Annotated in this window: 24 protein-coding genes and 1 other annotated feature; of the genes, 15 read left to right on the forward strand and 9 right to left on the reverse strand. The window is 45.7% G+C overall.

All coding sequences use genetic code 11. The annotated features are described in order from the left end of the window. Nucleotides 1-46: 46 nt before the first annotated feature. The 7 genes from EGM68_RS05680 to EGM68_RS05710 all read left to right on the forward strand — a co-directional run bounded on the left by EGM68_RS05680 (nt 47) and on the right by EGM68_RS05710 (nt 9,782). Nucleotides 47-1,711, forward strand: coding sequence for a PucR family transcriptional regulator (locus EGM68_RS05680; protein ID WP_013369694.1), 1,665 nt, complete (start codon nt 47-49; stop codon nt 1,709-1,711). A gap of 101 nt (nt 1,712-1,812) precedes the next feature. Next, entirely contained in the window at nt 1,813-3,336 is a 1,524-nt protein-coding gene (locus EGM68_RS05685) for a copper amine oxidase N-terminal domain-containing protein (protein WP_013369695.1), read from the forward strand. A 245-nt stretch (nt 3,337-3,581) separates the two neighbouring features. After that, a complete protein-coding gene (locus EGM68_RS05690) occupies nt 3,582-4,892 on the forward strand; it encodes a galactokinase (protein ID WP_013369696.1) in 1,311 nt (436 codons plus the stop codon). 113 nt (nt 4,893-5,005) lie between these two features. Then, nucleotides 5,006-5,923 carry a PD-(D/E)XK nuclease family protein gene (locus tag EGM68_RS05695; protein WP_013369697.1) on the forward strand — a complete coding sequence of 306 codons (918 nt, stop codon included), beginning with the start codon at nt 5,006-5,008 and terminating at the stop codon, nt 5,921-5,923. A gap of 177 nt (nt 5,924-6,100) precedes the next feature. Further along, nucleotides 6,101-6,760 carry an SGNH/GDSL hydrolase family protein gene (locus EGM68_RS05700; protein WP_040101980.1) on the forward strand — a complete coding sequence of 220 codons (660 nt, stop codon included), beginning with the start codon at nt 6,101-6,103 and terminating at the stop codon, nt 6,758-6,760. A 142-nt stretch (nt 6,761-6,902) separates the two neighbouring features. Next, nucleotides 6,903-8,246 (forward strand): hemolysin family protein, encoded by a 1,344-nt coding sequence (locus tag EGM68_RS05705; RefSeq protein ID WP_013369700.1) that lies wholly within the window; start codon nt 6,903-6,905, stop codon nt 8,244-8,246. 261 nt (nt 8,247-8,507) lie between these two features. Continuing rightward, entirely contained in the window at nt 8,508-9,782 is a 1,275-nt protein-coding gene (locus EGM68_RS05710; RefSeq protein ID WP_013369701.1) for a methyl-accepting chemotaxis protein, read from the forward strand. Between the two features lie 89 nt (nt 9,783-9,871). On the opposite strand, the gene EGM68_RS05715 is transcribed toward EGM68_RS05710, so the two are convergent. Next, nucleotides 9,872-10,084 carry a hypothetical protein gene (locus EGM68_RS05715; RefSeq protein WP_013369702.1) on the reverse strand — a complete coding sequence of 71 codons (213 nt, stop codon included), beginning with the start codon at nt 10,082-10,084 and terminating at the stop codon, nt 9,872-9,874. A 140-nt stretch (nt 10,085-10,224) separates the two neighbouring features. On the opposite strand from EGM68_RS05715, the gene EGM68_RS05720 reads away from it, so the two are divergent. Next, nucleotides 10,225-11,007 carry a YwaF family protein gene (locus EGM68_RS05720; RefSeq protein WP_013369703.1) on the forward strand — a complete coding sequence of 261 codons (783 nt, stop codon included), beginning with the start codon at nt 10,225-10,227 and terminating at the stop codon, nt 11,005-11,007. A 123-nt stretch (nt 11,008-11,130) separates the two neighbouring features. Here the strand turns inward: EGM68_RS05720 and EGM68_RS05725 are convergent, their stop codons facing one another. After that, nucleotides 11,131-11,922, reverse strand: coding sequence for an SDR family oxidoreductase (locus tag EGM68_RS05725; RefSeq protein ID WP_013369705.1), 792 nt, complete (start codon nt 11,920-11,922; stop codon nt 11,131-11,133). Between the two features lie 203 nt (nt 11,923-12,125). On the opposite strand from EGM68_RS05725, the gene EGM68_RS05730 reads away from it, so the two are divergent. Together EGM68_RS05730 and EGM68_RS05735 are read left to right on the forward strand one after the other, a co-directional pair. After that, nucleotides 12,126-13,559: a hypothetical protein gene (locus EGM68_RS05730; protein ID WP_014599522.1), complete on the forward strand. Its 1,434-nt coding sequence runs from the start codon at nt 12,126-12,128 to the stop codon at nt 13,557-13,559. A 117-nt stretch (nt 13,560-13,676) separates the two neighbouring features. Beyond that, on the forward strand, nt 13,677-14,348 hold the full coding sequence (locus EGM68_RS05735; protein ID WP_013369708.1) for an MgtC/SapB family protein: 672 nt from the start codon (nt 13,677-13,679) through the stop codon (nt 14,346-14,348). 216 nt (nt 14,349-14,564) lie between these two features. Here the strand turns inward: EGM68_RS05735 and EGM68_RS05740 are convergent, their stop codons facing one another. Both EGM68_RS05740 and EGM68_RS05745 read right to left on the reverse strand, forming a co-directional pair. After that, on the reverse strand, nt 14,565-15,242 hold the full coding sequence (locus tag EGM68_RS05740) for a peptidylprolyl isomerase (RefSeq protein ID WP_013369710.1): 678 nt from the start codon (nt 15,240-15,242) through the stop codon (nt 14,565-14,567). A gap of 330 nt (nt 15,243-15,572) precedes the next feature. Further along, entirely contained in the window at nt 15,573-15,830 is a 258-nt protein-coding gene (locus EGM68_RS05745) for a YqkE family protein (RefSeq protein WP_013369713.1), read from the reverse strand. Between the two features lie 131 nt (nt 15,831-15,961). Here EGM68_RS05745 and EGM68_RS05750 point away from each other — a divergent pair, with 131 nt between their 5' ends. Beyond that, a complete protein-coding gene (locus EGM68_RS05750) occupies nt 15,962-17,194 on the forward strand; it encodes an MFS transporter (protein WP_064962446.1) in 1,233 nt (410 codons plus the stop codon). A gap of 87 nt (nt 17,195-17,281) precedes the next feature. Beyond that, nucleotides 17,282-17,461 carry an aspartyl-phosphate phosphatase Spo0E family protein gene (locus EGM68_RS05755; RefSeq protein ID WP_129548810.1) on the forward strand — a complete coding sequence of 60 codons (180 nt, stop codon included), beginning with the start codon at nt 17,282-17,284 and terminating at the stop codon, nt 17,459-17,461. Between the two features lie 67 nt (nt 17,462-17,528). On the opposite strand, the gene EGM68_RS05760 is transcribed toward EGM68_RS05755, so the two are convergent. Next, nucleotides 17,529-18,431: a DMT family transporter gene (locus tag EGM68_RS05760; RefSeq protein WP_040101971.1), complete on the reverse strand. Its 903-nt coding sequence runs from the start codon at nt 18,429-18,431 to the stop codon at nt 17,529-17,531. A gap of 154 nt (nt 18,432-18,585) precedes the next feature. Here EGM68_RS05760 and EGM68_RS05765 point away from each other — a divergent pair, with 154 nt between their 5' ends. Continuing rightward, nucleotides 18,586-19,446, forward strand: a complete 861-nt coding sequence (locus EGM68_RS05765; protein WP_013369717.1) for a TrmB family transcriptional regulator — start codon at nt 18,586-18,588, stop codon at nt 19,444-19,446. 138 nt (nt 19,447-19,584) lie between these two features. Here EGM68_RS05765 and EGM68_RS05770 read toward each other — a convergent pair whose 3' ends face one another. Next, a complete protein-coding gene (locus tag EGM68_RS05770) occupies nt 19,585-20,667 on the reverse strand; it encodes a bifunctional 3-deoxy-7-phosphoheptulonate synthase/chorismate mutase (protein ID WP_013369718.1) in 1,083 nt (360 codons plus the stop codon). An 83-nt stretch (nt 20,668-20,750) separates the two neighbouring features. After that, nucleotides 20,751-21,024, reverse strand: a binding site (T-box leader). A gap of 371 nt (nt 21,025-21,395) precedes the next feature. Further along, nucleotides 21,396-21,656, reverse strand: coding sequence for a hypothetical protein (locus EGM68_RS05780; protein WP_058829067.1), 261 nt, complete (start codon nt 21,654-21,656; stop codon nt 21,396-21,398). Between the two features lie 183 nt (nt 21,657-21,839). Between EGM68_RS05780 and EGM68_RS05785 the strand changes: the two genes are divergently transcribed. Together EGM68_RS05785 and EGM68_RS05790 are read left to right on the forward strand one after the other, a co-directional pair. Continuing rightward, on the forward strand, nt 21,840-22,127 hold the full coding sequence (locus tag EGM68_RS05785; RefSeq protein ID WP_013369721.1) for a hypothetical protein: 288 nt from the start codon (nt 21,840-21,842) through the stop codon (nt 22,125-22,127). Nucleotides 22,128-22,259: 132 nt separating this feature from the next. Then, a complete protein-coding gene (locus EGM68_RS05790) occupies nt 22,260-24,149 on the forward strand; it encodes an ATP-binding protein (protein ID WP_013369722.1) in 1,890 nt (629 codons plus the stop codon). Nucleotides 24,150-24,248: 99 nt separating this feature from the next. Here EGM68_RS05790 and EGM68_RS05795 read toward each other — a convergent pair whose 3' ends face one another. Continuing rightward, a complete protein-coding gene (locus EGM68_RS05795) occupies nt 24,249-24,485 on the reverse strand; it encodes an NHLP leader peptide family RiPP precursor (RefSeq protein WP_025678851.1) in 237 nt (78 codons plus the stop codon). Between the two features lie 75 nt (nt 24,486-24,560). Further along, the gene (locus EGM68_RS05800; RefSeq protein ID WP_058829068.1) at nt 24,561-25,496 is read right to left on the reverse strand and encodes a hypothetical protein; all 936 of its coding nucleotides are present in this window, start codon (nt 25,494-25,496) and stop codon (nt 24,561-24,563) included. Nucleotides 25,497-25,604: the final 108 nt, after the last annotated feature.

Genomic DNA, 25,604 nt, shown 5'->3' on the forward strand with positions numbered 1-25,604 from the left:
ATGTCATATAAAATGACATAGAAACATACACATAAGGAGAATGCCGATGAAAGGTAAAAAAACATTTACCATTGCGGATGTGCTGGAACGTCCTGTTTTCCGGCGGGCGAAGCTGGCAGCGGGGGAACAGGGCGTAAATCGCCGTGTGGGTTGGGTTCATGTGCTAGAAATCACAAATGTATCCCCCTTTGTGAGCCGTCATGACCTGATTTTGACGACCGGCCTGTGGTTAATCCGGAAGGGGGAAGAGCGCGCCGAGTATATGGAGCAGCTGATCCGCTCGGAAGCCGCGGGATTGTGTGTGGAGCTGGGCACGAGCATCTATGAGATCCCCCCTGAAATACTGGAGTTGGCGGAACAGCATCACTTCCCGGTCATCGTATTTGAGCAGCCGGTGCGTTTTGTTGAAATTACACAAGATATTCACTCTCTACTTATTAACCGACATCATGAACTATTAAAAGATCTGGAGCGATTTTCACGTCAGCTTCAGCAGGAAACCCTACGCAGCACCGATATGAACGCCCTCTTGCGTGTGCTTCATGACTATGCTGCCCGGCAGGTCATCTACATGTCCTCCATTGATACCAATCGATTTGTACCCTCCGTCCAGCCGGATGTGGCAGACCATATTGCAGATTTTTATGCCCATGAAGTGGAAACAAGTATGACTGCCGATCGTGAAGGGCACCTGCTGTTTCACCTGAATGAATCCACTGCTGTCTTGTTTCAGCCTGTTGTATGCTTCGGTCAGGTGTTTTCCGCTGTAGGTGTAGTACTGCATAATGAAATGCCGACGGAAGAAATGTCGCTGCTCATTGATTACACAGCCAAGGCAGCTGCTACATTGGTACTGAGAACACAGTTTCTTGAAGACCGATTGCTACGTAATCAAAATGAACTGATTCAGGATGTATTGAACGGCCAGCTTCCCAATGAAGAACAGGCCCAGACCCGGATGGGACTGCGATTGTTAACGAAGGGGCGGTATTTATTTTGGGCAGGAGTCATCGAGGTAGAGCATCAGGACAAGGACGCAAGTCAGGTGCGCAAGGAATCCATCAATCAGGATGTATTAGTGCTGCTTCGTTCTCTGTTGAAAAAAGAAGCGTTGCACAATCTGTTGATGATGAAGGGAAGTCAATGCTACATCCTTTGTGCAAAGGAGGAATTAACGCTGCGTTCCATAGCGCAGATGAAAAAAGTGCTGGCCCATACGGTTCAATATATTCAGAACTATGCCGCAGGACAGCTTGATAAAGTGCGCATTCATGCAGGCTTTGGTAAGGTAAGGCACCGCATGACAGGGACGGACCGCAGTTTTGAAGAGGCATATCAGGTCATTGAAGTCGCGCGAAGCGTCCCGGTCATGAAGGATCGGCTATTTTACGACAGCATCGGAATCTATCAATTGTTGAAGGCGGTGCCTCGAATTCCTTTTCTACAAGAATTTGTACAGGACCATTTGGGTGAGTTGATTGCGCATGATCGTGAGCATCATATGCAGCTTCTGGATACCCTGGATGCCTACTTTCAATGCCATGGCTCCAAGCGTGATACCGCCGGAATTTTGTATATTCATAGGCAGACTCTTTATAATCGGCTGGATAAAATTAATGAAATCGTAGAAGGGAATTTGGCAGACTCTGACAAACGTCGCTGTCTGGAAATGGCACTTCTGGCTTACCGGATGCTTCAGGCTGAAAATTGATCCTAAATAACTAGCTCTATTTTCCATTCTACTCATTTACAATGCGTATCAACACTGAGATAATAGAAGAGATAACGGAAATATCTTGAAAGGGGATTAATATGAATATAAAAAAATGGATTGCCGTCCCTCTTATTCTGTTAATGGTAGCTTTGACAGGTTGCCAGGCAGTAGGCGGATTTGATGTAAGTAAAAATTTATTGGGAACACTTGATGTGAAATCCCAGCAGTCAACGGAGAAAATTTCTCTTAAGTTGACTCCAAAAGAAGGTATCACGCAAGGAGATCAACAAATCATAGATTTGATTAATTCGATTTCGGTGACTGTAGATGAAGCCAAGGTACAATCGGAGGAAGTTGCTTCCGCCAAGGGTACTTTGCATATTGATAAGTATAATTTGCCATTTGAGCTTGCTTTGGATCGCCAAGGTATGGCTATTCATCTGGAAGGTGCCAAAAAACCTTATTACATATCTTTGAACTCGCAAGAGAGTTTGAGTGGTCTGCCTGCCGGGTTTGATCCGTATGTATATTCCAAAGACGTGAGAGATCTGACCAAAACAGCCGCTGCACTTATGCTCAAGCATGCCCCTAACCCTTCGACCATTTCTGCAACGTCTGTAACCGAAGAAGTATACGGTGAAAAAGACAAGGTGAAACTGACTCGTCTCCATACAGAACTGCGCGGTGATGAACTGGTTGCATTGGTAAAACCATTCCTGGCGAATCTGGCCAAGGATGAAGCTGGCTTAAAAGAATTGATCGGTCAAGCTATTGATATGACTAAAACTATCGCTTCCAGCATAGCAATTGAGGGTAGTGATAAAGTAACAACAGAACTGAATGAAAACAAAGAAAAGCTGGTCAACGAGGCTTACACTGAGGTTAAAAAGTATTTGGACTTGGCTGTGGCACAGTATGATGTAGGAGTCAGCACTATGTATGCAGAGGCACCTGAAATCAAAACAGTTCTGAGTGCAAACACTGTGCTGAAAAGCGACATGTATTTTGATGAAAAAGGAAATGTTCGCAAAGCGCTGACAGACCTGACAGTTGCATTGCCAGATGTAGACGATCTTCCGGTGAAGTCCTTTACCGTTCTGACCGAGACCCAATCATGGAACGTCAATGGTAGTGTAACGGCCGATAAAGTAGATCTTTCTAACGGCGTTATTGACTTGAATGCACAAGCTGAATTAACACCAGGAGCGACACTGCGCAATTTTGAAGCGAATTCTCCGATCTACAACATTTTAAAAAATGATTTGGAAATTACAAAAGTAGAAACAATTTTCGATCCTAAAGACGATTACTACGTATTGGAGAATCGTGGAGGTACGGCTTTCATCCCATTGCGTGAACTGACAGGCGAATTGAGCTCAGAATTAAAATGGGATGCGGCTGCCAAACAAACAACTGTAATTGATGATATTACTGGTAAGACGATTAAGCTAAAAAGTGGCTCCAAGCAGGCTGTACTGGAAGGAAGCACATTGACGTTGCCGCAAGCTCCATATACGGATGAATATGGCACATTGTATGTTCCTTTCAAATCTGTTGCAGAGGCACTTGGCGCTACTGTAACTCGTAACAATGCTGGAGAATATGTGCTGAAACGCGATTAAAAAAGAAATCCAGAACACCATTCTTCTTCTTAACGGTTAGTGTATGGAATGAATCAGGTGTAAATACAGGAACCAGCCCGGATTAGGGGCTGGTTCTTTTTTAGTTATATTGGTAAAATGCTCATAAAAGCGATTAAAATAAGCGCTTACAGATTAAAATTGTGCCATACTTTTACACACGGAAAATTGAGATAATTAAAGCATCATTCTGCGTGGAAACAGACATACAAGTAGGGGGATATACGATGAAAGATATGGAGCTATTGAATTCTAGCGAGGGACAGATTGTTCTCGCACGGATGTACGGCCAACAACAAATTTCCGAGCAAACCTCTCGATATCAATCACTTATACAGGCGTATCAGGAGCATTTTGGTGTAGGGGATATTGAATTGTTTAGTGCTCCGGGGCGCTGCGAAATTGGAGGGAATCATACAGACCACAACCACGGGAAGGTGCTGGCAGGCAGTATTACACTTGATACGATCGCTGTAGCTGCTAAAGTAGAGGAATCCGTTATAACATTCTTTTCTGAAGGCTACAAAACGAAATACGTCATTGATTTAAACGACTTGGCGCCAAAACCGGAGGATGACGGTACGATGTTGCTGATCCGTGGTATTGCAGCTGGTTTGCTTGAATTCGGGTATCGTATCGGAGGCTTCCAAGCTTATATATCAAGTAATGTATTCTCTGCTTCAGGATTAAGCTCTTCCGCTTCGTTTGAAATGTTGATATGCACGATATTAAATCATTTTTATAACGAGGGAGCGTTAGATACTGTTGCTAAATCCAAAATTGGTCAGTATGCGGAAAACGTCTATTGGAACAAGCCTTCAGGGCTGCTCGATCAGATGGCTTGCGCATATGGCGGTTTGATTTCCATTGATTTTGAAAATCCCAAGGAACCGATCATCAATCCAGTCCATTGGAATTTTGAACAAAATGGCTACTCCCTGGTTATTGTAAATACAGGTGGAAATCATGCTGATTTAACCGATGATTACGCAGCGGTGCCGAACGAAATGCGTGCAGTGGCTCAGTCTTTGGGCGCTTCGGTTTGCCGTGACTTATCGCCTGAGAATCTGTATGACAATCTCAAGATGGTCAGGGAAAAAGCTGGGGATCGGGCAGTGCTTCGTGCTTTGCATTTTTTTGAAGAAAATAAGCGTGTGGATGAGCAGGTGAAATCGCTGGAGGAAGGGCGCTTTTCTGATTTCTTAAAGCTCATCACCGAATCCGGTAATTCTTCATGGAAATGGCTACAGAATGTATATAGAAGTGGGATTGATCGGGAACAAGACGTATCGGTTGCCCTGGCTTTAACGGAAATGTATTTAAAATCAATTGATAATAGCGCATGCAGGGTACATGGTGGTGGCTTTGCTGGTGTGATTTTGACGATTCTTCCCAATGATCATGTGGATGATTACAAGGAGTGGATTAGCGGAATGCTGGGAACTCCAGTACTCGTAGTCAACGTCCGTGAGGATGGTGCTGTTAATGTAAGTGAATTGATCAATGCTGAACGGACTCGTAGCGAGAATACTAACTAGTCAGTCAAAGACTTTAACCTATGGGTTAAAGTCTTTTGTCGTTTTTATGACCGATACAGCTTAGGCATGCGTTATAATAAAGAGATGGAAGTTCTAATGAAGGAGGGCCTGTCATGGCAATATATCCGTCCTGGTCCTATTCACAATCGAGGGCCCAAACGTTCGACGAATGCTTACGCAAATACTATTATCATTATTACGGCTCGCATAATGGCTGGAATTCGGCACAGGGCACTGAAGAACAAGTTACGTTGTATCGGCTTAAGCAACTGAGCAACTTATATATTTTATTCGGGAATATTACACACCAAATGTGTGAATCGGTCATACGCGGGTGGATGGAAAAAGGGGCTGTCCCGCGTACAGCATTTCTGGAGACCGCTATGAAGAACATGTTGAATGACAGCTACAAGGAATCGTTGCACCGTGAGCTATGGCTGCAAGATCCCAAAAATCGGGTCATGCTGGCAGAGATTTATTATGATGATGAAGTGCTTCCGGAACGGATTGCCCGGATTAAGGAGCGGCAGCACGCGGTGGTACACAATTTGTACCGTACCGCGGTTTGGCGTGAGCTGCAACAGGGCCAAGCCCGAATTGTTGAGGTGGAAAAATGGGATACGATGCTCCTACATGAGACAAAAGTATATGTCAAAATGGATTTGCTCTATCGTAGAGACAACGGAGACATGGTTATTGTAGATTGGAAAACAGGTAAGGAAGGCGACTTCTCCGACCAGTTATTTTTGTATGCTTCCTATGTGCAGGAGCATTATCAGCTTCCTTTGGAGAAGATTGAGGTACGGGTAGAGTATTTGATGACAGGAGAGCATGAAGTATATCGCCCCACACCAGAGGATATCGAAAAGGTAGTTGGCAATGTAGGACGTTACATCGAGGAAATGAAGTCCTGCCTTGATGACGATTACTATAATCGACCCAAGCCCGAGTCTTTCTTCACACCGATGCCTTCTCGCAGAGTATGCGGGGGCTGCAATTTTCGCGAGGTGTGTAAGTACCGAGCGGTCTGAAATCGAAAAATCAACATAAAAACGGAGTAGGTGGAATGGTGCTGTACAAGCAATGGAAAGCACCATTCCACCTGAGTAGTAGCTATAACTCTCCCAATTCCTGAAACCGCTTTCCAATTCGGAAAATACGAGGTATGATAAGGGTATTATTGGAAATTACGAGGAGGACAATCGAAAATGTCGAGTACAGGACACACACGTATTCTTTTTCAAGGAGATTCCATTACAGACGGAGGAAGGGGACGGAATGAGGACGCGAACCATTGGCTGGGTCAGAGCTATGTGTATCTGATCGCTGGGGCACTTGGGAGTCGACTGGCTGATACACAGCCGGAATTTGTCAACCGGGGAGTTTCGGGGGATCGGGTTTCGGATTTGTATGCACGTTGGAATGAAGACACGTTTAGTCTACAGCCGAACTTGCTGAGTATTCTAATCGGAGTGAACGATGCCTGGCGGATTGTGGAGCAGGAGCCGTCCGGGGTGACGGACCGATTTGAACGAGCCTATTGCCACCTGCTGGAGGAGACACGTGAAGTGATGCCTGATACCGGGCTGGTGCTGTGTGAGCCGTTTATTTTGAAAACGGGAGCTACCGAGGCGCGCTGGGACATTTGGCAAGAAAAAATAACGGGCTACCAGCGTATTGTACGTCAACTTGCCGACAAATATGGGGCCGTATTTGTGCCGCTCCAGAGCATGTTGAACGAAGCTGCTACCAAAGCGGACGCCTCCTATTGGCTGCATGACGGGGTTCATCCGACAGCGGTTGGGCATCAGTTGATAGCTGATCAATGGATAGATATTGTGCAAAAGAGTCCACTGGCGATTCGTTAACCAAGTCGTACATAGTCTACATCCTTGTCATTTTTGGGTAATACACGATTATGGACATCATTACTCTTGTTATGATTCCATCCAAAAATGAATGTCAAAGGGGGTGCTTCTTGCTTCGTCATCAACGGAGTAAGAGAGGGCTATGGAAACGATAAATATCATTCTAGTTATTTTACTTATCACCTTAACTGCTTTTTTTGTGGCCTCAGAGTATTCCATTATTCGTGTGCGGGTATCTCGTATCAATCAATTGGCCTCAGAGGGTAATAAAAACGCGAAAGCCGTTAAAAATATTCTGTCTCGGCTTGATGAGTACTTATCCGCTTGTCAGCTTGGTACAACACTAACTTCAATGGCGCTAGGCTGGTTAGGGGAATCTACAGTTGAGAAGCTGCTACATCCCCTGTTTGTGTTGGCGCATATTCCGGCTGGACTAACGGGAGTACTCTCCTTTTTGCTGGCTTTTCTGATTTTGACCTATTTCGAGGTGGTCGTCGGGGAACTGGTACCCAAAACCTTTGCCATACAAATTGCCGAACCGATGGCATTGTTTTTTGCCCGTCCGATTACGGTATTCTATAAAATAACGTATCCCCTGAACTGGGTGCTCAGTCGTTCTTCACGTGTCATTACGGGGCTTTTTGGGCTGAAAAAGGTATCTGAAGAAGATGCAGCACTCAGTGAAGCTGAGCTTCGACTAGCGTTATCTGAAGGCTTTCGTAGTGGTGAAATTACACCGACAGAATATCGATACCTGAATAATGTATTTGATTTTGATGACCGTGCGGCGCAGGAAATTATGGTACCACGCATCCACATCCGTTCCATCTCTCATCAGGCAACAGTAGCCGAGTTTATGGAGCTGATCGAGGACAAGGTCTACAATTTTCTGCCTGTAGCTGAACATGGGGACCGGGATCGTATTATCGGGATGATTCGCGTTAAGGAAGCTCTGCATGATTTGGCCCGTGGGCATAGCACAGGAAATACAACGATGGCTTCTTACATTCATCCGGTACTTCAGGTGATTGAGACGGTGCAGGCTCGGGATCTGCTGATTCAGATGCAAAAACGACGTATTCCAGTAGCGGTGCTGGTGGATGAATATGGTGGAACGTCGGGGCTTGTCACCCTAGAGGACATTATGGAAGAGATTGTTGGAGACATTCCTTCCTATACGGATACCGAAACCCCCGCAGCGCTAACACCACTCATTACAAAAACAGATGATCATCGTTACATACTCAAATCACAGGCGCTTATCCATGAGGTCAATCGGCGCTTGGAGACAGATATTGAGGCCGGGGACGTATATACGATTGGCGGTTGGATGCTTTCAGAACGTTTTGATATCCAGCAAGGAGACAAGCTGACCAGCGGATCATGGGAGTTTACTGTACTGGAAAAAAACAGTCACCAAATAGACACAATTGAAGCGGTTAAAAAGGCAGTTGTTAAACAAAAGGATGACAGTTATTCTCAATGATGGAAAATGAGATTACAAAGAAATAGATCGATTTAGATGTGACGAATGGCCTGAACGTAAGCGGCAGCGCGATTCGTCCACTTTTTTTGACGCAGTTTGCTGCCTGAATAGCATGTTGTTTTTGTAGTTAGGTCAGGGGACTTAAGGCTCTGCATCTTTATGCTTATAAATATAGGTGTCTGTGAAAAATACTACTAGAAATGTAGCAATTTTATGGTAAAATGGAATCAAATTTGAGTTTTTTGGGGTGGGCTACAGTACATGAAGATGTCACTAGGTACGAAAATGGTTACTGCATTTGTCTCAATTTCAGCAATAACCTATGGAACAAGCGCTTTTTTTATTTTTGTACTCAAGGACTGGCTTGCTCATGGTACACAGGAATGGGTATACACCTCGATCATTTTGTTATTGGGTGTCCTGTGGAGTGGCATTTTGGGCTGGTTGATCTCAAAATTACTTACACGGCCAATTGTTAGATTGGCCAAGGCGGCAGAGGAAGCTTCGTCGGGCAACCTGTCTGTCGTAATTCCAGAGCGCCGTTCAGATGATGAAATCAAAGTGTTGTACGATGCATTTCGGCATCTGATGCTGAACATTAAAGATATGTTCAATGAGATCTCGTATAGCACCAGAACAACTTCGCAAAGTGCAGAAAATCTGAGCTTGGCTATTGTACAAGCTACGGCGCAAATCGAGTCCATGTCTACGGTGGTAGAAGATATTTTGGATGGCGTGGAGCAGCAAAAGCAAGCATCTGCCCAATCAATTAAAACAGCGGATCGAATGCTGGGCGATTTTAAAATGATGCGTAGCAAATCGGGACATATGCTGGAATTGTCAGGCCATATGGAGCATTCAGTGGATTCGACGCAGACTGTATTTTCATCCCTGATGGATGGAATGGGAGAGCTGACAGCTTCACATAGTCGTTCCCAGCAGGTGATTGCACGACTGGAAAAAGAAGCTTCACAAATTGAAGCGATTACAAGCACCGTGAAGGATATTGCCGAACAGACCCATCTGTTGGCGCTGAATGCTTCCATAGAAGCGGCACGTGCGGGAGAAGAAGGGAACGGCTTTGCTGTAGTAGCACACCAAATTCGCGCACTTGCCGCCCAAAGTACGGAGTCTGTACAGCAAATTAATGCTATCGTTAGCCGTGTACAGTCACAAATCGTAGAGACTGTGGAGTTGATGCATCAGCAAACGTCTTTGGTCAGTGCTGAGGCGGAACGGACAAGCTCTGTCGATCAGACGCTGAACCGTTTGAACGCTATTGTACGTGAATTTGTCGAAAGCATTCGTACTATGGAAGAAGCTGTAACAGAGCAGACGAATCGGGTGGATCAAACCTTTGAGCAGATTCATCGTATTCAGCAAATGTCAGGGGCGTTCTCTGAAGGTGCTCACAAAATTTATACGGCTGCTCATGAGGAGACGGCTATTATGCAGGAAATTTCATCCTCTTCCGAGGACTTGAAAGTGCTTACGAATAAACTCATGATGAAAACACGTGGAATCAACTATAACTAAAACCGTCATGTGAGACATGATGCATACCCATAAAACTTAGCCGCTACACACCGGAAAACGAAGCAAACGGGTTCTCCGGTGCGTGGTGGCTATTTTCTAATTTCAAAAAACTCACATTGTTTTCTGGGATGGTAAGCCAGATCACTGACGCTAGACTGCACAACGATGGTTTGATCGTCAAAACGGATTATAGTCCCGCCTGAGCCAATCAATTGGTCATCTTGAAATACCCGGATACGAAGATGACGTTCCAGTGCCTCGCTGAAATCCTGATCTGTAATTAGTCGGCGATTAATCGGCATGAGTGTTCTCCTTTGAATATAATATCTTTTATCATAAAGGTTAAGGTATTGAACAAGCAAGAAAGATGGCTAGAACATATTCGACTATTTGGTATAAAATAGAAGGTGCGAAAAAAGAAAGAGATCGAAGGGGGCATTCTATGGACTGGCTATGGTCAGGGTCTTGGTTCGATGCGTACGCGCCGGAAGGGTTCGAGGCTTTTACTCCGTCACATGGTTTGGCTATACTGGGACTCATTGTATGCGCTGTGTTGCTGTGGCTAACGCGGGGCTGGATTCGGTCGAATAAGCCTGTAAGTAAGGGAATTCGCTGGCTATTAATTACGGTCCTCGTTCTCTCAGAGGTGACTTTGAATATATGGTATGTGGCACAGCATATTTGGGATGTCCAGACATCATTGCCCTTAGAGCTGTGCAGTGTGACACTGCTGTTGTCCATCCTCATGCTTATTTTCCGCAGCCGCTGGTTATACCCGGTGGTCCTTTTTGCCGGAATTGGAGGAGCGCTTCAAGCCGTACTCACGCCTAATTTGGCTTATGCCTTTCCTCACTATCGTTTTATCCATTTTTTCGTAGCTCATAGTGCTATTATTTTGGCTGCCCTATATATGACCTGGATCGCAGGGCTCCGACCGACGTGGAAGGGTGTAAGGAAAGTTATGCTATTTCTCAATGGCTTGGCGTTGATGGTGTGGATTGTAGACCGTGCTCTCGGTGCCAACTACATGTTTCTGACCGGAAAGCCGTCGACACCATCGATACTGGATGTTTTGGGACCATACCCTGTTTATATTTTGGCAGAAGAGGCCATTGCACTGCTGTTCTTTTCTCTTCTGATGTTGTTGTTTGAGGTGCTGCCAGGAGGGAGATTGTATGTCCGCCTTCGCAAAGGAGCTGTGCATGGTGCTGACAGGGCGCTATAGAATTGTTGTGAAACGATGCACAAGTCATGCAAAAGCAGCCTTTTCCACTAGTAATGACTTGGGATAAGGCTGCTAGGAATGCCTAAACAGTAGTTTATATGGGGACAACGATCCCCTTTATGCTTAGCGCAGCAGCGATTCTGCTCCGTCTACATAGATCTCCGTACCCGATACATGAGATGATTCATCTGAGGCGAGAAACAGAACCAGATTGGCGACTTGCTCTGGCTCACCGGGAGCATCCTCCAGCGGATGCTCTCCGCCCTTCGGAAATTCGACTGGAATTTGTACCTTCTTCAAGTCTTCGGTAGGGTACGTGTTATCATCAATTTTCGTGTCGATGGCTCCTGGGCATATCGCGTTAACCCGAATTTTGTAACGTGCCAGCTCCAGCGCTGCCATTTTCATAAAAGCAACCTGAGCCGCTTTGGTGGAAGCGTAAGCTGAGAACCCAATACCCGAAAAGGTTCGGTTACCGTTGATGGAGCTGGTGATGATAATGCTGCCGCCGCGTTCCTTCAGGTATGGAACGGCATATTTAACGGTAGCGAAGGTGCCGCGTAGATTAATGTTCATCGTGTGGTCCCATTCTTCCAGCTCCATGGTCTCAATAGGGGCCATGGTGCCATTAATGCCTGCGTTGGCGAATACGATATCCAGCTTCCCGTATGTCTCCGCGACTTTAGCGAACCCCTGCTGAATCATGTCTGGCTTGGAAATATCACATTCCAGCACAAGTGCTTCACCGCCAACCTGTTCAATGATTGCTTTGGTTTCCTCTGCATGCTCGGGTGTCCGATCCAGCAAGACCACCTTGGCGCCTTGTTCTGCAAAACGAATTGCGGTTGCTTTACCGATTCCTGAACCTCCACCGCTGACCACTGCTATCTTTCCTTGCAATCTCTGCTCTGCCATTGACTATTCCTCCCATTCCGTTCATAAGCTAAACCTGACTCGTTATTCCAATACCTCTGAACGCTAATGATGAAACAGTAGCTGCTGCATTTCACCCCATTTGCGAAATATGGTAACATAGGCGAACCATTAGGAACATATAGCCCAAACCTGTAGATTCTGAGCAAGTATCGGAAAAACGTGAGTGACGGAGGTGGATCGAATTGGACAATAAGAGAGATGAGCGATCCGAATCGACAGACTCTATAGCACAAATCGGAAAAATGAAACCCTGGGCTCTGAACGGTCCCAGTATTCAAATTGATCCGTTGTTTCCCTATTACGCCAATCGGTCGCGGGATAGCATAGCGGATGAGATCGCCCTTGCGGGCTACCAGACCGTGCATTATTTTGTTGTACGTGAAAATGAAGTGGATGGAGCGCTTGTTGCTGCTTTTCAGCGCAGAGGCATCGCGGTGTGGGCGATGGTGCTGGGCAACGGTTCTTTTGGCGTGTCCCAGCTGCCGCCAGCGTGGAAGGAATGGCGTATGGAGTTGCTGCGCGAGCCCAACGACGGCTTTCAGCGGCTTTCGCATTTTGCCCACGAATATGTGGAATGGAAAAAGAAAGCCGCTGCCCGGCTCGTCACCGATATTCCGTTTGACGGCTTTGAGGTGGCGGAGCCTTATTTCCCCGAATGGAACGGGCTGCGCAGTGGAGTGTACGGGGATATTGGGCCACATGCACAGCGTGCCTTCCGTGCACGCTGCGGTGAGAACATTCCAAATTTCCGCGATAAGCATGCGCGGAATTACTACCGGAAGGTCCCCAATCTGTACGCGCAGTGGGTCGATCTGCGCGTTAACGCCGTGAATGGGCTCATCCATGAGCTGGTGAACGGCGCAGGCGGTGTGCGTGATGTCCGGCCGGACATCTGCGTGGCGACATGGTCGCTCGCTGTGAGTGGGCGTGGCGATATTCCCGGTCAGCTGCGGGAATGGCAGGGCCTGGATGCGGTAGCCATGATCGGGAGCGTAGCTCCGGATATGCACGTACTCCAGACCCATTGGCCGGACTGGATGCGCCGCCGTCTGCCGCCACAGTATATTCACGGCTATGCTCGTATCGCGCAGTCCATACGCGCCGCTTATCCGGACCTGTCCCTCGGAGTGCAGGCAGATATCGGTTCACTTGCGCGGATGGTTCGAGACCGCAAGTGGACGCGACAGTTCGGGGCTACCGCCCTGGAGGGCGACTACAACGCCTGGACTGCCTATGAATATCATCTGGGAGGCTACATGTACGATGAGCCTCCAATACCTCTTAGGGCGGAACGTTCAGCCGAAGATGAGGTGGTTATTTCTTTCAGCAAGCGAATTACTACGCCGTCTTTAGATGAGCTGCGTATTTGGAGCCGTGAGGACAACGCAGATTCAACTCCCGCTTTGAACCGCAAGCTAACAAATGATTCACTAACACTGCTAGAGCTTGTGGATGCAGCAGCAGACGGAAACCGTCTATTGCTCCGTATACGCAATTTACCATCGAGGGCATTTAGTATGCGAGTAGATGGTGTACAGGATACACCAGAGTTGTGGCTACTCAAGGGGAGAAAGGCACATCGCAATCTTCCCGAACATGAAGTGAAGGTTCCTTAAAATTTGGGTAATAACAAAATAACAGCTGTATAACGGCTCATTTGCCGGTGCATCATGAATTATATATATTAAGGCAACATCTTTTCATAACTTAAACAATAGTGGAGTGAAAAAGGTATGTGGGATTGGGATTACCTGATTCGGGTCATGTTTGCCGGATTGTGCGGCGCGTTAATCGGCTATGAACGCAAAAGTCGGATGAAGGAGGCCGGCATTCGCACACATTTCATTGTCGGGATCGGGGCGTCACTTATGATGGTGGTATCCAAATACGGTTTTCAGGATCAGACTGTATGGTCCAACCTGTCGCTGGACCCTTCCAGAATAGCAGCACAGGTTATAAGTGGAGTCGGTTTTATCGGCGCAGGAATGATTTTTACACAAAAAAATAGAATCAAAGGGCTTACCACCGCTGCGGGCATCTGGACTACCGCCGGGATTGGTATTGCTGTCGGTGCAGGAATGTATGGGCTTGGCGCGGGTGTAACGCTGTTTATTTTGGCGGCTCAGTCCTTGCTCCATAGTCGTTTTTATCAGATGGCTACCCCGTCCACACGGCAAGTAGTTGTTCAGGTTGAAAATGAGCCGGGCGTACTGAATCAAATTAAAGAACTGCTGGAGAACAGAAAGCTGACCATTCACAGCTTTCACGCCGAGCGTATCAATAACGGTGAGCAGTTGATGGTTCATATGCTTCTAAAGCTGTCCCGGTCAGAGGGAGTGGAGGAATTGTTGTCACTGCTGCAAGAGATGGAAGGTATCCGTTCAGTCGAGACCAAATCCAATTAGACGACTTTACGGCTCATTTAGTATCTTTTTGTCGAACGCTGACAGACTCATTTAACAGTAAAATACTTTAAAAATAATGATTGAAAACGCTTCCTTTTGTGTATATACTCTTACTACATCACAGAGTCAGCAGCTTAGAAAGCATCAGGGGATAAGCAACAACGACCTCATGCGTATGCACAAGGTCGTTGCTGTTATCCCGTTTTGAAAGACAGGTTATTTTACTTTGACGGGTTCTGGATATTTTTTACCTAGCGTATCTACAGTAACTTTTTTCATTGTAGCTGGTTTGGTAGGTTTGTCATTGCTATCCCGTTTGGAGTTGACGATAGCGTCGACCACGTCCATTCCGGACGTTACTTTACCGAAAGCGGCATATTGACCGTCGAGGTAGTCCGCATCGGCAACCATGATAAAAAATTGCGATCCGGCCGAATCCAGATCCGCCGAGCGGGCCATGGATAATACGCCACGTGTATGTTTGAGTGTATTGTTAACGCCGTTGCTCTTGAATTCCCCTTTGATACTGTAGCCGGGGCCGCCTGTACCGTTACCTTGCGGATCACCACCCTGAATCATAAAGCCTGGGATGACGCGGTGGAAAATGGTACCGTTATAAGCTCCCTTTTGCACCAAGGAGATGAAATTGTTAACCGTGTTCGGTGCTACTTCCGGATACAGCTCAAGCTTGATTTTCTTGCCATCATTCATGACAATCGTGACAACTGGATGTGAAACAGTCTTGCTTTTGTCTTTAGTTGCAGCGGGCGTTGTAGTGCTTGTCCGGCTTGCGGCTTCCACATCGGCCGCTTTTGTGCCACATCCGGCAACCAGCACGAGCATGATGGCCAGCAGGCACAATGTGTACCATGGGCGTATCGATTTTCGGTTCATTAATATTCCTCCTGAAAGGTTGGATGGTGTAACATCCTAATTTATAGTTTGGGGACAGCGCAGAACACTTTTCCATTTACTATCATACCTTTTTTGTTGGGGATAAGGAAATACGGGTTTGAAAGCCGTATTCTTGACCCATACTGCTGCTATTCCCAAGGAAAGGGGCAGGATCATGATGGAGGTAGACAAAAAACTGGCTAAAGGTCTCATATGGGGTATGGCGTTCAGTCTGCCGGTTTGGGTAGGGGTGCTGTATTCAGTACAACATATTCGTGACTGGCTATAACATAAAGTGTAAAGATAGGCCAAAACCGCAATGGTTTTGGCTTATTTATATTTGTGCCAGTCCAAATCGCTGTTATTCAACAGGTGTTCAAAGTTGTTGTCCAGCTTCTTTTGTTCAGCTTTTTTTGCTTCGAGGGCACGTTGCCGTTCGTCTTCTTTACGCTTGTCCTGTTCTGCTTGCGCTTCATTGGCTTGAGCCTTAAGCTTGTTCAGCACGTCCTGACTCAACAGATCCTTTAACGTAGCAGGTTTGTCCTGAGCCGCAGGAGCAGCGAAAGACGAATTTCTCTTTTTAGCCATGTCATCATCTCCATTCCATTCGATTATATCAGCTTCTTCGTGGTTGTTCCACGATGAAAGGCTAAGGTCTACGGTAGACTTTTCTAATTTAGAGGGTAATAATGGAATGAACAGAAGGGACGTGTGGCAGCATGCATCTATATTGGAAGCGAAACCTGATTGTTTTGTGGATCGGAGTATTGTTTTGCAGCATGGCCTATTCCGTGTCGATTCCGTTTTTACCTATTTTTCTGAATACGGAATTGGGTGTTAACGATCACCTGGAACTATGGTCGGGGATTGCCTTTGGAGTTACTTTTTTAGCGAGCGCGTTGATTGCTCCGTTTTGGGGTTCGCTGGCAGATAAGTATGGGCGTAAGCCGATGTTGATTCGATCAGGCTTCAGCCTGGCTGTATTGTATCTGGTATGTGCTTTGGTGACAGACCCATATGTATTTGTAGGAGTTCGCTTGTTTCAAGGACTCCTCTCCGGATTTATTCCTGCGGCGATTGCGCTGGTCGGGACGGGCTCGCCTGAAGAAAAAACGGGCTACGCCCTTGGCATTATGGCGACTGCTGGAGCGACGGGCAGCATTATAGGGCCGCTGATTGGCGGTGTGGTGAGCCATTATTATGGCAATCGGAATGCCTTTTATTTCTCTGCGGCACTTGTATTGGTATCTGCGTTCATCGCGACGTTTGGCGCTAGAGAGGATAGCTTCAAGGGCACCAGTACCCGCTCGCATGTTCGTGATGATATCAAAGAGGCTATTGCTAATCGTCCGTTGTACTTTTTGCTTATTCTGGCTGGATTAAGTACCTTTTCCGTCATGATCTTGGAACCGTTAATTACGGTGTATGTGCTTGAAATGGGCGTGGATCGCAGCCATGCGTCTTTAAGTTCCGGGATTGTATTCTCAGCTGTAGGCATTGCGGCGGTGCTGATGGCTCCCCGATGGGGCCGGATTGGAGGGAAAATCGGCTTCGCCCAAGTGCTGCTGATTGGACTGATCGGTTCGGGAATCGGGAACATCTTGCAGTTTTTTGTAACCAACTTTGTTGGTTTTGGTGCGCTTCGGTTTGGATATGGATTGTTTTATGCGTCTGTCATGCCGGCGATCAATGCAATGACTGTGGAAGTCACCAAGCCGGAGTTTCGCGGACGAGCCTTTAGCCTGAATCAATCAGCTACCCAGCTCGCGACGATGGCGGGACCGCTGATTGGCGGCATGCTTGGTAGCTGGATGCCCATTCGCTGGATCTTCGTATTAAACGGTGGCATCTTGCTGGTTGCAGCGTTGTTGCTATGGGCGAAGGGAAAAAACGTTTTCCCGATTTCAGCCAAAAATAACGCTACGGAGCAGAATATTCATTCTGCCGGTTAGGCCAATTAGATAATTATCCCAAACCCTTATTTTTAGTATATTATTCATAACCCTTTACACTGATCATATGACAGGGAGGGATATATTATGATAAGAGACGACATTTTGTGTCAACAGCTTGAGAATGCTCGTCAAAAGCTGTATATTTTGCAAGCAAAACATGGTTTTAATCATGCTAGTGTGCTCAAACAGTCTGTAATTATGGATAACCTCATCAATCAATATAACCACCTTTTTTATATAAAAGAAAAAAAGCCGACTGCCTAGATATAGCCGACTGGGCGAGAACTTTTAGAAAGGCCACTCGCCCTAGTATTGTAGGACTGCAATATCTTTAGGTACGGCTTGTTTGGTGTGCACTCATCAAGACCCCTAGAATAACGACCAAACCGCCAATGATTTGGCGCCATGTAATCGTTTCGTGCAATAGTAAGACAGAGAACAACACCCCAAATATCGGAACCAAATTCATTAAAGAAACGGAACTGCTCGGTGACAGCTTGATTAATCCGTAATTATAAAGCAAAAATGCGATAACAGAGCAGAACACACCCAGATACATGAGCAACATAAACGATCCCGTTGTCGGAGCCTGCCAACTATCCTTTTCCAATAAGGCTAACGGTATGAAAAAGATACTACCTGCAACGGTTTGATAAAAAGATAACGTCACCGGCGGATATTTGTCCACAACCTTGCGCGTCATGAAAGTGTAAAACGCCCACGCAAATCCGGTTCCAATCAAGATTAAATTTCCGATGAGTTGATTCTTACCATCCGAGCTTTCGCCAACTGAGGTTAAGAAATATACCCCGATCATGGCCAGTGCTATGCCGCAGATTTTATATTTGGATAATTTAACTTTATACAAAATAAATTCAAGCAGCGATGTAATTGCCGGATACGATGCGACAATTAATGCTGCGTTGGAAGCGGTTGTCAGGCTAACTCCTATATTCTCCATTGCAAAATAAAGAGTGATTCCAAGAACCCCACTAAACGAAATCGTAGCCAAATCCTTTGGCTTTACTTTGACATGTTCTTTTTTGATTAGCAAAACGATACCTAGTACGATGGAAGCTATGATAAATCTGGATAGACCCAAGGTAAGAGGAGGGAACGTCGTATAGGCTGCTTTGGTGGCAATAAACGATGTGCTCCAGATCAATAGCGCTAGAATCGTAGAAGTATAGTAAATCCGGTTGCTTTCGCTGTGATGAGCTATGACTTTGTTCAAGTTGTATCCTCCTGAGTTCATCCCCTATGAAAGTATCATAGTAGCTACTATGGTTACTACTATGAAAATGCTACTAAAAAGATAATTTGTATATCAGTTTTTGTCAAGGGGAAGTGATATAGTAAGGAAGAACATGAATTGAGGAGAAGACGTCATGAAATCAAAACCAAACATATTAGAAATTCTACGTGATTTGAATTTTAGTGAATATGAAGCCAAGGCTTATGTGACTTTATTGGAAAGCTCTCCACTTTCGGGATATGCCGTTTCATTGAACTCTGGAGTACCGAGATCCAAAATTTATGAGGTTTTGTCGGGGATGGTCAACCGTGGGGACATCATGGTAAGTCAAGAAAATACACCTCTGTATGTGCCGCTTCCTCCACATGAATTGATTGCCCAGAGAAAACGCAAAGCAGAACAGATTTTTAATGTGGCGCAAGAGAGTTTGGAGCAGTACACAGCATCGTTTCAAAATAGAGAGAATATTTGGAATATTTCGGGTTATGAAGCCATTATCAATCGCATCAACGAAGGTGTGAAGGGAGCAAAACACCGAATTTTACTGGAAATTTGGAAAGAGGATGCCGAAGTGTTCCGGGATGCCTTAGAGCAAGCTGCTCAACAAGGAATTGAGGTGATCCTTGTAGCATATGGTGATCTTAACTTTGATTTTGCTACTGTTTACCGCCATGATATGAGTGAGGAGATTACGTCCGAAATCGGTGGTCGGTGGATTGTTCTTAGCGTGGATGACCGGGAGGTTGTAGCTGGCATACTTTCACTTGGTGATGACAGCCGCGCTGCATGGACGCTACACCCAGGCCTTGTAATGCCGATTACGGAAGTGATTATTCATGATATTTATATCATGGAAATCCTATATGAGTTCCGTGAAGAATTGGAGGCAAAATTCGGCCCTAATCTAATCCATCTTCGCAATAAATTTGCTATGGGTCCGAATGGAAAAGGATATTATGTTCCTTTGACTGAAAAGAGCATTAAACGTGTATAGAGATTGTTCGAGGTCCGATATGCAAAAATAAAAAGGCCCATGGAGTATTTTCCATGAGCCTAATTTATTGAATGCTGTGTTTAGGATGATAACCACTATGGCATTCTTTTTATTGAAGGTTTAGGCATAAAATTAGTTTTACGCTTTGAATAATCCGGATTCTTTGACTTCAGACAGGAAGTTGTGGAACTCAGGTATGTTCAGCTGTTGCTGAGCATCGGACAAAGCGACTGCCGGGTTCGGGTGAACTTCTACCATGATGCCGTCGGCACCAGCTGCCAGGGCAGCCTTGGCGCAAGGAGCCAGGATGTCCTTACGTCCTGTAGAGTGAGTTACGTCCACCAGTACAGGCAGATGGCTTTCCTTTTTCAAAATCGGAACAGCGGAAATATCCAGCGTGTTACGTGTCCATTTTTCATACGTACGAATACCGCGTTCAATCAGCATGACTTGTGTATTGCCACGGGAAACGATGTATTCAGCAGCATGAAGGAACTCTTCCATTGTGGCAGCCAATCCGCGTTTGAGCAGAACCGGAGTTCTGGTTTCACCCGCAGCTTTAAGCAATTCAAAGTTGTGCATGTTGCGCGCGCCAATTTGAATGATATCGATGTACGGGATGGCTTCCTCCAAATGTCTTGGATCGACGATCTCACTGATTGTAGCCAGCCCGAACTCGTCGCCAACGCGTTTAAGAATTTGTAGGCCTTCAATACCCAGCCCTTGGAAATCATACGGAGATGTACGCGGCTTGAACGCGCCACCACGCAGAATCGGCACACCAGCTTCCTTGAGAGCCGCACCTACCTCGCGAGTTTGTTGGTAGCTTTCCACCGAGCAAGGACCTGCAACCATGATGGAGGCTTTGCCGCCCACCAGTGTATCTTTAACCTTGATAACCGTGCTATCCGGCTGATTTTTGCGGCTGACAATCAGATGTTTTTTGTGTTCTTCTTTTTGATAGTTCAGAGAAGCCTTGAAAATATTTTTGAACAGCTGGCGAATCGTAGCATCGTCGAAAGGTCCGCGATTAGCTGCGATCAGCTTGTCCAGCATTTGTTGCTCACGCACTGGATCAAAGTCAGGTACTCCTTGAGCTTCTTTCAATTTTCCTAGCTGTCCTGCCAGTTCAGCGCGTTGGGACAGCAGCTCCAGCAATTGCAAGTTTGTAGCATCGAGCTGTTCCCGCAACAGCTCCAAAGAATTTTCATTGGTTGACATACAGTACACCCTTCCCGATTTAAAAATTGTTTTTCTTTCAGCCCATAGACTTTTGCAGAAAATAACACAAAAAGGCACTCGTCGCAAGGGACGAATGCCGTGGTACCACCCTAATTACAGAAGTATACATGCAAGTCGCCAACGTCATTCAATCGACGGCAGTAACCTCTGAGCTTGATGCCCGTAACGGGGGCTTCCGGAAACCTCTACTGCGGTCAAAGGAATGAATCCTTCTGTCGTCGGTTCAAGGCTCGACTCGGGAGTGAATTTCAACGCGGGATTGCGGTACGCTCTCAGCAATACGTACCTTTCTGTGGGAATCCGATGACGCTTACTTGTCTCCGTCTATGTCTTTCTTCATGGTATTCAAAAGATTTGACCTTATTTTAAACAAAGTGGATGCAGAAGGCAAGCCCTGATTTCCGATTCTAGTTTTTGCATTCCCTATCTGTGCTATCATCTTGCTTGATCTCTGGGTTCGGGCTTCGCTGATGCGACTCCTCGTGGGTTATCTTCGGCTATGCCATCGTCCGTATGGATCTTGTCCGCAGTCCTGCGGTCATCCTCTTCTACAGGATTCAAGGTTTTATAGCGTTTGTACTCCATATCAGCTTGAGACATCGGATCTTTATACATAGGAGATTAGTCAACTCCTTTCGGTATATACACTTCATTACCCGCATAGCAAGATGAGAAACCGCTTTCTTATCTCCTATAACATGCAGTAATTAATCCAGAATATCGTCACTGTCCAGTTGCTCTTCTTCATCCCCATCGGTACCATTCAGCAAATCTGTACCATGCAGGAATTCAGCAGGCGCAGAGGGATCAACAGGACTGTTCGGTGTCAGTTCATCGGCATCAGGTACGTCCTCCAGAGGAGTATCAGGCCCCTTGATCAGATTCTCCCAGTTTGTTTCTGCATTTTGCAGGGAAGGCTCAAAATCATGATCCTGTAGCTCAGTCTTTTGATTGTCGCGATTTGCCATCTAACTCAGCTCCTTTGCTTTTTGTTGCTTATTTCGACCTTACCCAAACCGCAGAACGGCTAAACTTAGAGTTAGTGTGTCTGTAAAAAGTTAAAATCATGCGAATAGGGATATGCTCTTTCCCAATAAGCGTTTTTTTGGTAACTGCTGTGATATGATAAAGAGGAGTTGGAGGGATATGAATTGGAATGGTACATGTTTGGTCCGATGATTAGTCGAATCCGAGTAGGTCAAAAGGCATCTACCCCAGGCTATTCGCGTACCGTTATTCGGCGTCCGGATGGTTTATACTGGACAGACGGCGGACAGGCCGGAAAAATAGTAGAAATACGCGATTATTTATTCTCCGATATTTGGACGATCTATGAGGATGAAGAATGTGAACCTTGGATAGGGCTTAGAGAGCAGATGGAGCAACGCGAACAGGAAATGATCATTAACCAATATGAAGATTTTACAAATAATGATTAAAAAGAACATGATACCCTTATTTTGAAGAAGGTATGAACATCATCGTATAGAATAATATAGTTTCAGGAAGATAAAAATGTTAAAACATATACAAATTTGTAAATCCTACTACGTAACTTTGAGGTGCTTAATATGAGGCATGTGCCCAAAGCTGTCGCCGCTCTGCTAGCGGTCATTGTGATACTATTGTCGCTGGACCACATCGGCTATGCGGCCAAAATGACCCCGGAAAGGGAGTATAAGATACCCTCCTGGGATATGAGATGGGGAGCAGAAGACGAGGATGGCTCTTTAGATGAGGTAACTGATCACAGTAAGGTCTGGATGCATATTGAAGATGATACACAGCTGCTCAAGCAGCCGGGCAATAGAGGCACCGCCTGGATTCGTATTAAGCTACCTTCGTTAAATGATGAAACACCAGCGGTGCTTTTTGAAAATATTTATGGCAGGCACATTACACTGTATAAGGATGGCACCAATTTTTATGAATCGTACCGTGGCTATAATTATGAGAATAATCGTATTCTGATTCCGCTGAAGCCAGAAGACAGTGGTAAAACATTATACATATGGACGGAAAGCAGTAAAAATAGACTGGGCATTATCGGAAATGTGATGACTGGTGATTATCGTGACTTGTTGGGAAACTTGGTCAGAATGGATGTCTTGGATATTGTACTGGGCAGTACATTTATCTTTATCGCCCTGGTGCTATTGATCTGCTCGTTTTTCCTGTTCCGTCCAAGTATGGCCATGTGGCTGTCCCTAAGCGCGATTGTATTGTCGATCGGTCTGATGATTGTAACGTATTCACCGTTTTTATATACGTTCTATCGCGGCTATGGCAAGCTGTATTTACAACTTTTTGATGTGGCGCTATTTATTCTGTTGCCTTCATTAGCCTTCTTTTTTGAGCAAAATATCAATTCAATTTTACTGATTCGGAAATTCAGAAAATTGTTAACCGCCTACTCTTTGTTCTGCTTCATCATCATGATTGTGAATTTAGGAGCACAGGAGCGACTCAACGATGTATATTATTTTTTCAGTGTAATCGTCCTCGGTATATTGCTCGTAGCTTTGATGGTACTTTTGGTATTTGCTTCGATTCGCATGGCGCTTAAGGGAGACCACGAAGCGATCATTTTATCGACAGGCTTTGCATTTTTTGCAGTCATCACGATCGCAGAACTCAGCTGGTTCTTTATCCGGGACGGACACTACAATATGTTTTTATGGAAATGGGGCGTGTTCGGTTTTGTCCTGGCATTGATTGCGATCTTGGGCAGAAGGCTGGCGGAAAAGCACAAGCAAGTGGTTCGGTATTCCAGAGAACTGGAGATGTTCAATAATGAGCTTCAACGTTCAGAGAAAATGGAGATTATTAGCGATTTGGCTGCATCTGTAGCTCATGAAGTGCGCAATCCGCTTCAGGTTACACGTGGATTTCTTCAGTTGATGAGCAAGCAGGAGGATGGTAAGAACAAAGACTATCTGCATATCGCTCTGGAGGAGTTGGATCGAGCGTCCGCGATTATTACTGATTTTCTGACTTTTGCCAAGCCGGAGTTTGACCATACCAAAACGTTGACCATATTGGATGAGTTCAAACATATAGAAGGAATTATCAGTCCAATGGCAAATCTGCAAGGTGGTAAAATTTCGCTGGATATTCCCCAGGAAATCAAAGTGCGCGGGAATTCCTCCAAATTCAAGCAGGCATTTATCAATATTATCAAAAACAGTATTGAAGCGCTGCGAGAACAGGGACATATTCATATATGGGCTTATGTGGATAATGGAGAAGCAGTCATTCATATTCGGGATAATGGTGAAGGGATGGATGCTCAGACCTTATCCAGACTAGGTGAGCCTTATTTTTCGAATAAGACTAAAGGCACGGGTTTGGGGATGATGGTGACCTTTCGGATTATTGAAACGATGAATGGTAAAATATCTTTTACAAGTGCAAAAGGGGTGGGAACAGAAGCGACCATCCGCTTCCCCGTAGCCGGATAACATCCGGCTTTTTTGCGTTCGGAGAAAACGGAGGGAAGCTTGCTGAGCCCACCCGCTTGAGATTAAAAAGTATAGATTAAATGAGCTACAAGAACCAATCTACCACATCGCGCGAGGTTTCTGGGATGCAGCGAGCACGCCTGAAGGGTTTGGAGGGATAACCAGATAAAATTGATCAGACGTTTCCTCTACCGTTTTGATTTGGATATGATCGGGGATCACGACTCCTAACACATCACGAATTGCAGATTTGGGATCTGCCATCAGTTTCTCTCTGAAACTGGCATCCTCCCAAGCTTTTTGAATGACTTGTGTTTGAAGAACTTCAGTAGCCATCAAAAATCACCCTCTCATTCAATTGGTTATAATTACCTAGTCAGTATACCACGTAAGACTCAGAAAAATCTAGCATTATTTCATATTTTTGGAGAGCCAATAATCAAGCCCGCCTCTTCGCAAATGTGAGCGTCCGCCTTCAATTTCTGCTGCCTCTTCGCTGAGCTCTGTTGCGATGGAATGTGCGAACCTATGCAGACCGTGGATGGAAGGCTCCATCGTCTCTAGCTCCTGGACTGCTTGATTCGCAATGTCCACATAGCTGGCGAGCGCCCCGCGTACATAAATCGCTTCCTGAATTTGTTGTGGTCCTAGTCCTTCACAGTACGCCGTCTTTTGTTCGGCGCTGATATGGGACAATAGGCAGTTATAGCTATGTTCCACCAAGTCTTCTGACCAATCTGCCCAATCATCCGACATTTGGAGCACGAGCAAGCTCAAATCTGTCATATGGGTAACAGTCTGAATCAGATCGGCATGACCTGCGAGCAATAAGGCACCCGTCCCGGCCATTTTTAATGGGCTGGCTTTTAGTGCGACCTTATTTCTTTCACCTTGAAAATAGTCCTCTGTTCCTTCGGATATCACACTAACGGCCCATTCGTCCACATACGTCCGGGCATATGACCAAAAAGGAGAGGTTGCCGGAAAAAGCTCCTGATAAATGTTTAGACACTCGGTATAGAAAAGCTGGCTTAAGGCAAGTTGCGTTTTACGGTTGTCTGCTGCTGTGTCCATCACGTCGTCTTGAATTAAATAATGAGCCATGACGAACACGTTGCCGAGTGACAGCTTGCGACATGTTTCGGGAGACAGTCCGGTCAGTTCCTGCAGCCAAAATGGAAGCAAATAGCATATGTAATTACGCGTACTGTCTTCCCGCAACGGATTAAACCGCGCCAGGTAGTCTAACCCCTCTTGCTGAAAAGGAACCGGAAATGTAGCCGTCCGTTCCTCCGCTTGGCGGAATACCTTTTCCAATTCTTCTTTGTATGCAAAATACCATTCCATGGCTACCACCCGCATCTCTTATGAATGTTTTTGTAGCGACTTCTAGGTGTTACCCGCCATTATATAAGAGATTGCGATATTGCAATATTATGTTATTTTTACATTGAG

Source organism: Paenibacillus sp. M-152, assembly GCF_003856555.1.
Taxonomy (GTDB): domain Bacteria; phylum Bacillota; class Bacilli; order Paenibacillales; family Paenibacillaceae; genus Paenibacillus; species Paenibacillus polymyxa_C.

Excerpts from the sequence above, each read along its gene's own strand:
- EGM68_RS05680 (WP_013369694.1), top strand. The coding sequence starts at position 47 with ATGAAAGGTAAAAAAACATTTACCATTGCGGATGTGCTGGAACGTCCT.
- EGM68_RS05685 (WP_013369695.1), top strand. The coding sequence starts at position 1,813 with ATGAATATAAAAAAATGGATTGCCGTCCCTCTTATTCTGTTAATGGTA.
- EGM68_RS05690 (WP_013369696.1), top strand. The coding sequence starts at position 3,582 with ATGAAAGATATGGAGCTATTGAATTCTAGCGAGGGACAGATTGTTCTC.
- EGM68_RS05695 (WP_013369697.1), top strand. The coding sequence starts at position 5,006 with ATGGCAATATATCCGTCCTGGTCCTATTCACAATCGAGGGCCCAAACG.
- EGM68_RS05700 (WP_040101980.1), top strand. The coding sequence starts at position 6,101 with ATGTCGAGTACAGGACACACACGTATTCTTTTTCAAGGAGATTCCATT.
- EGM68_RS05705 (WP_013369700.1), top strand. The coding sequence starts at position 6,903 with ATGGAAACGATAAATATCATTCTAGTTATTTTACTTATCACCTTAACT.
- EGM68_RS05710 (WP_013369701.1), top strand. The coding sequence starts at position 8,508 with ATGAAGATGTCACTAGGTACGAAAATGGTTACTGCATTTGTCTCAATT.
- EGM68_RS05715 (WP_013369702.1), bottom strand. The coding sequence starts at position 10,084 with ATGCCGATTAATCGCCGACTAATTACAGATCAGGATTTCAGCGAGGCA.
- EGM68_RS05720 (WP_013369703.1), top strand. The coding sequence starts at position 10,225 with ATGGACTGGCTATGGTCAGGGTCTTGGTTCGATGCGTACGCGCCGGAA.
- EGM68_RS05725 (WP_013369705.1), bottom strand. The coding sequence starts at position 11,922 with ATGGCAGAGCAGAGATTGCAAGGAAAGATAGCAGTGGTCAGCGGTGGA.
- EGM68_RS05735 (WP_013369708.1), top strand. The coding sequence starts at position 13,677 with ATGTGGGATTGGGATTACCTGATTCGGGTCATGTTTGCCGGATTGTGC.
- EGM68_RS05740 (WP_013369710.1), bottom strand. The coding sequence starts at position 15,242 with ATGAACCGAAAATCGATACGCCCATGGTACACATTGTGCCTGCTGGCC.
- EGM68_RS05745 (WP_013369713.1), bottom strand. The coding sequence starts at position 15,830 with ATGGCTAAAAAGAGAAATTCGTCTTTCGCTGCTCCTGCGGCTCAGGAC.
- EGM68_RS05750 (WP_064962446.1), top strand. The coding sequence starts at position 15,962 with ATGCATCTATATTGGAAGCGAAACCTGATTGTTTTGTGGATCGGAGTA.
- EGM68_RS05755 (WP_129548810.1), top strand. The coding sequence starts at position 17,282 with ATGATAAGAGACGACATTTTGTGTCAACAGCTTGAGAATGCTCGTCAA.
- EGM68_RS05765 (WP_013369717.1), top strand. The coding sequence starts at position 18,586 with ATGAAATCAAAACCAAACATATTAGAAATTCTACGTGATTTGAATTTT.
- EGM68_RS05770 (WP_013369718.1), bottom strand. The coding sequence starts at position 20,667 with ATGTCAACCAATGAAAATTCTTTGGAGCTGTTGCGGGAACAGCTCGAT.
- EGM68_RS05780 (WP_058829067.1), bottom strand. The coding sequence starts at position 21,656 with ATGGCAAATCGCGACAATCAAAAGACTGAGCTACAGGATCATGATTTT.
- EGM68_RS05790 (WP_013369722.1), top strand. The coding sequence starts at position 22,260 with ATGAGGCATGTGCCCAAAGCTGTCGCCGCTCTGCTAGCGGTCATTGTG.
- EGM68_RS05795 (WP_025678851.1), bottom strand. The coding sequence starts at position 24,485 with ATGGCTACTGAAGTTCTTCAAACACAAGTCATTCAAAAAGCTTGGGAG.
- EGM68_RS05800 (WP_058829068.1), bottom strand. The coding sequence starts at position 25,496 with ATGGAATGGTATTTTGCATACAAAGAAGAATTGGAAAAGGTATTCCGC.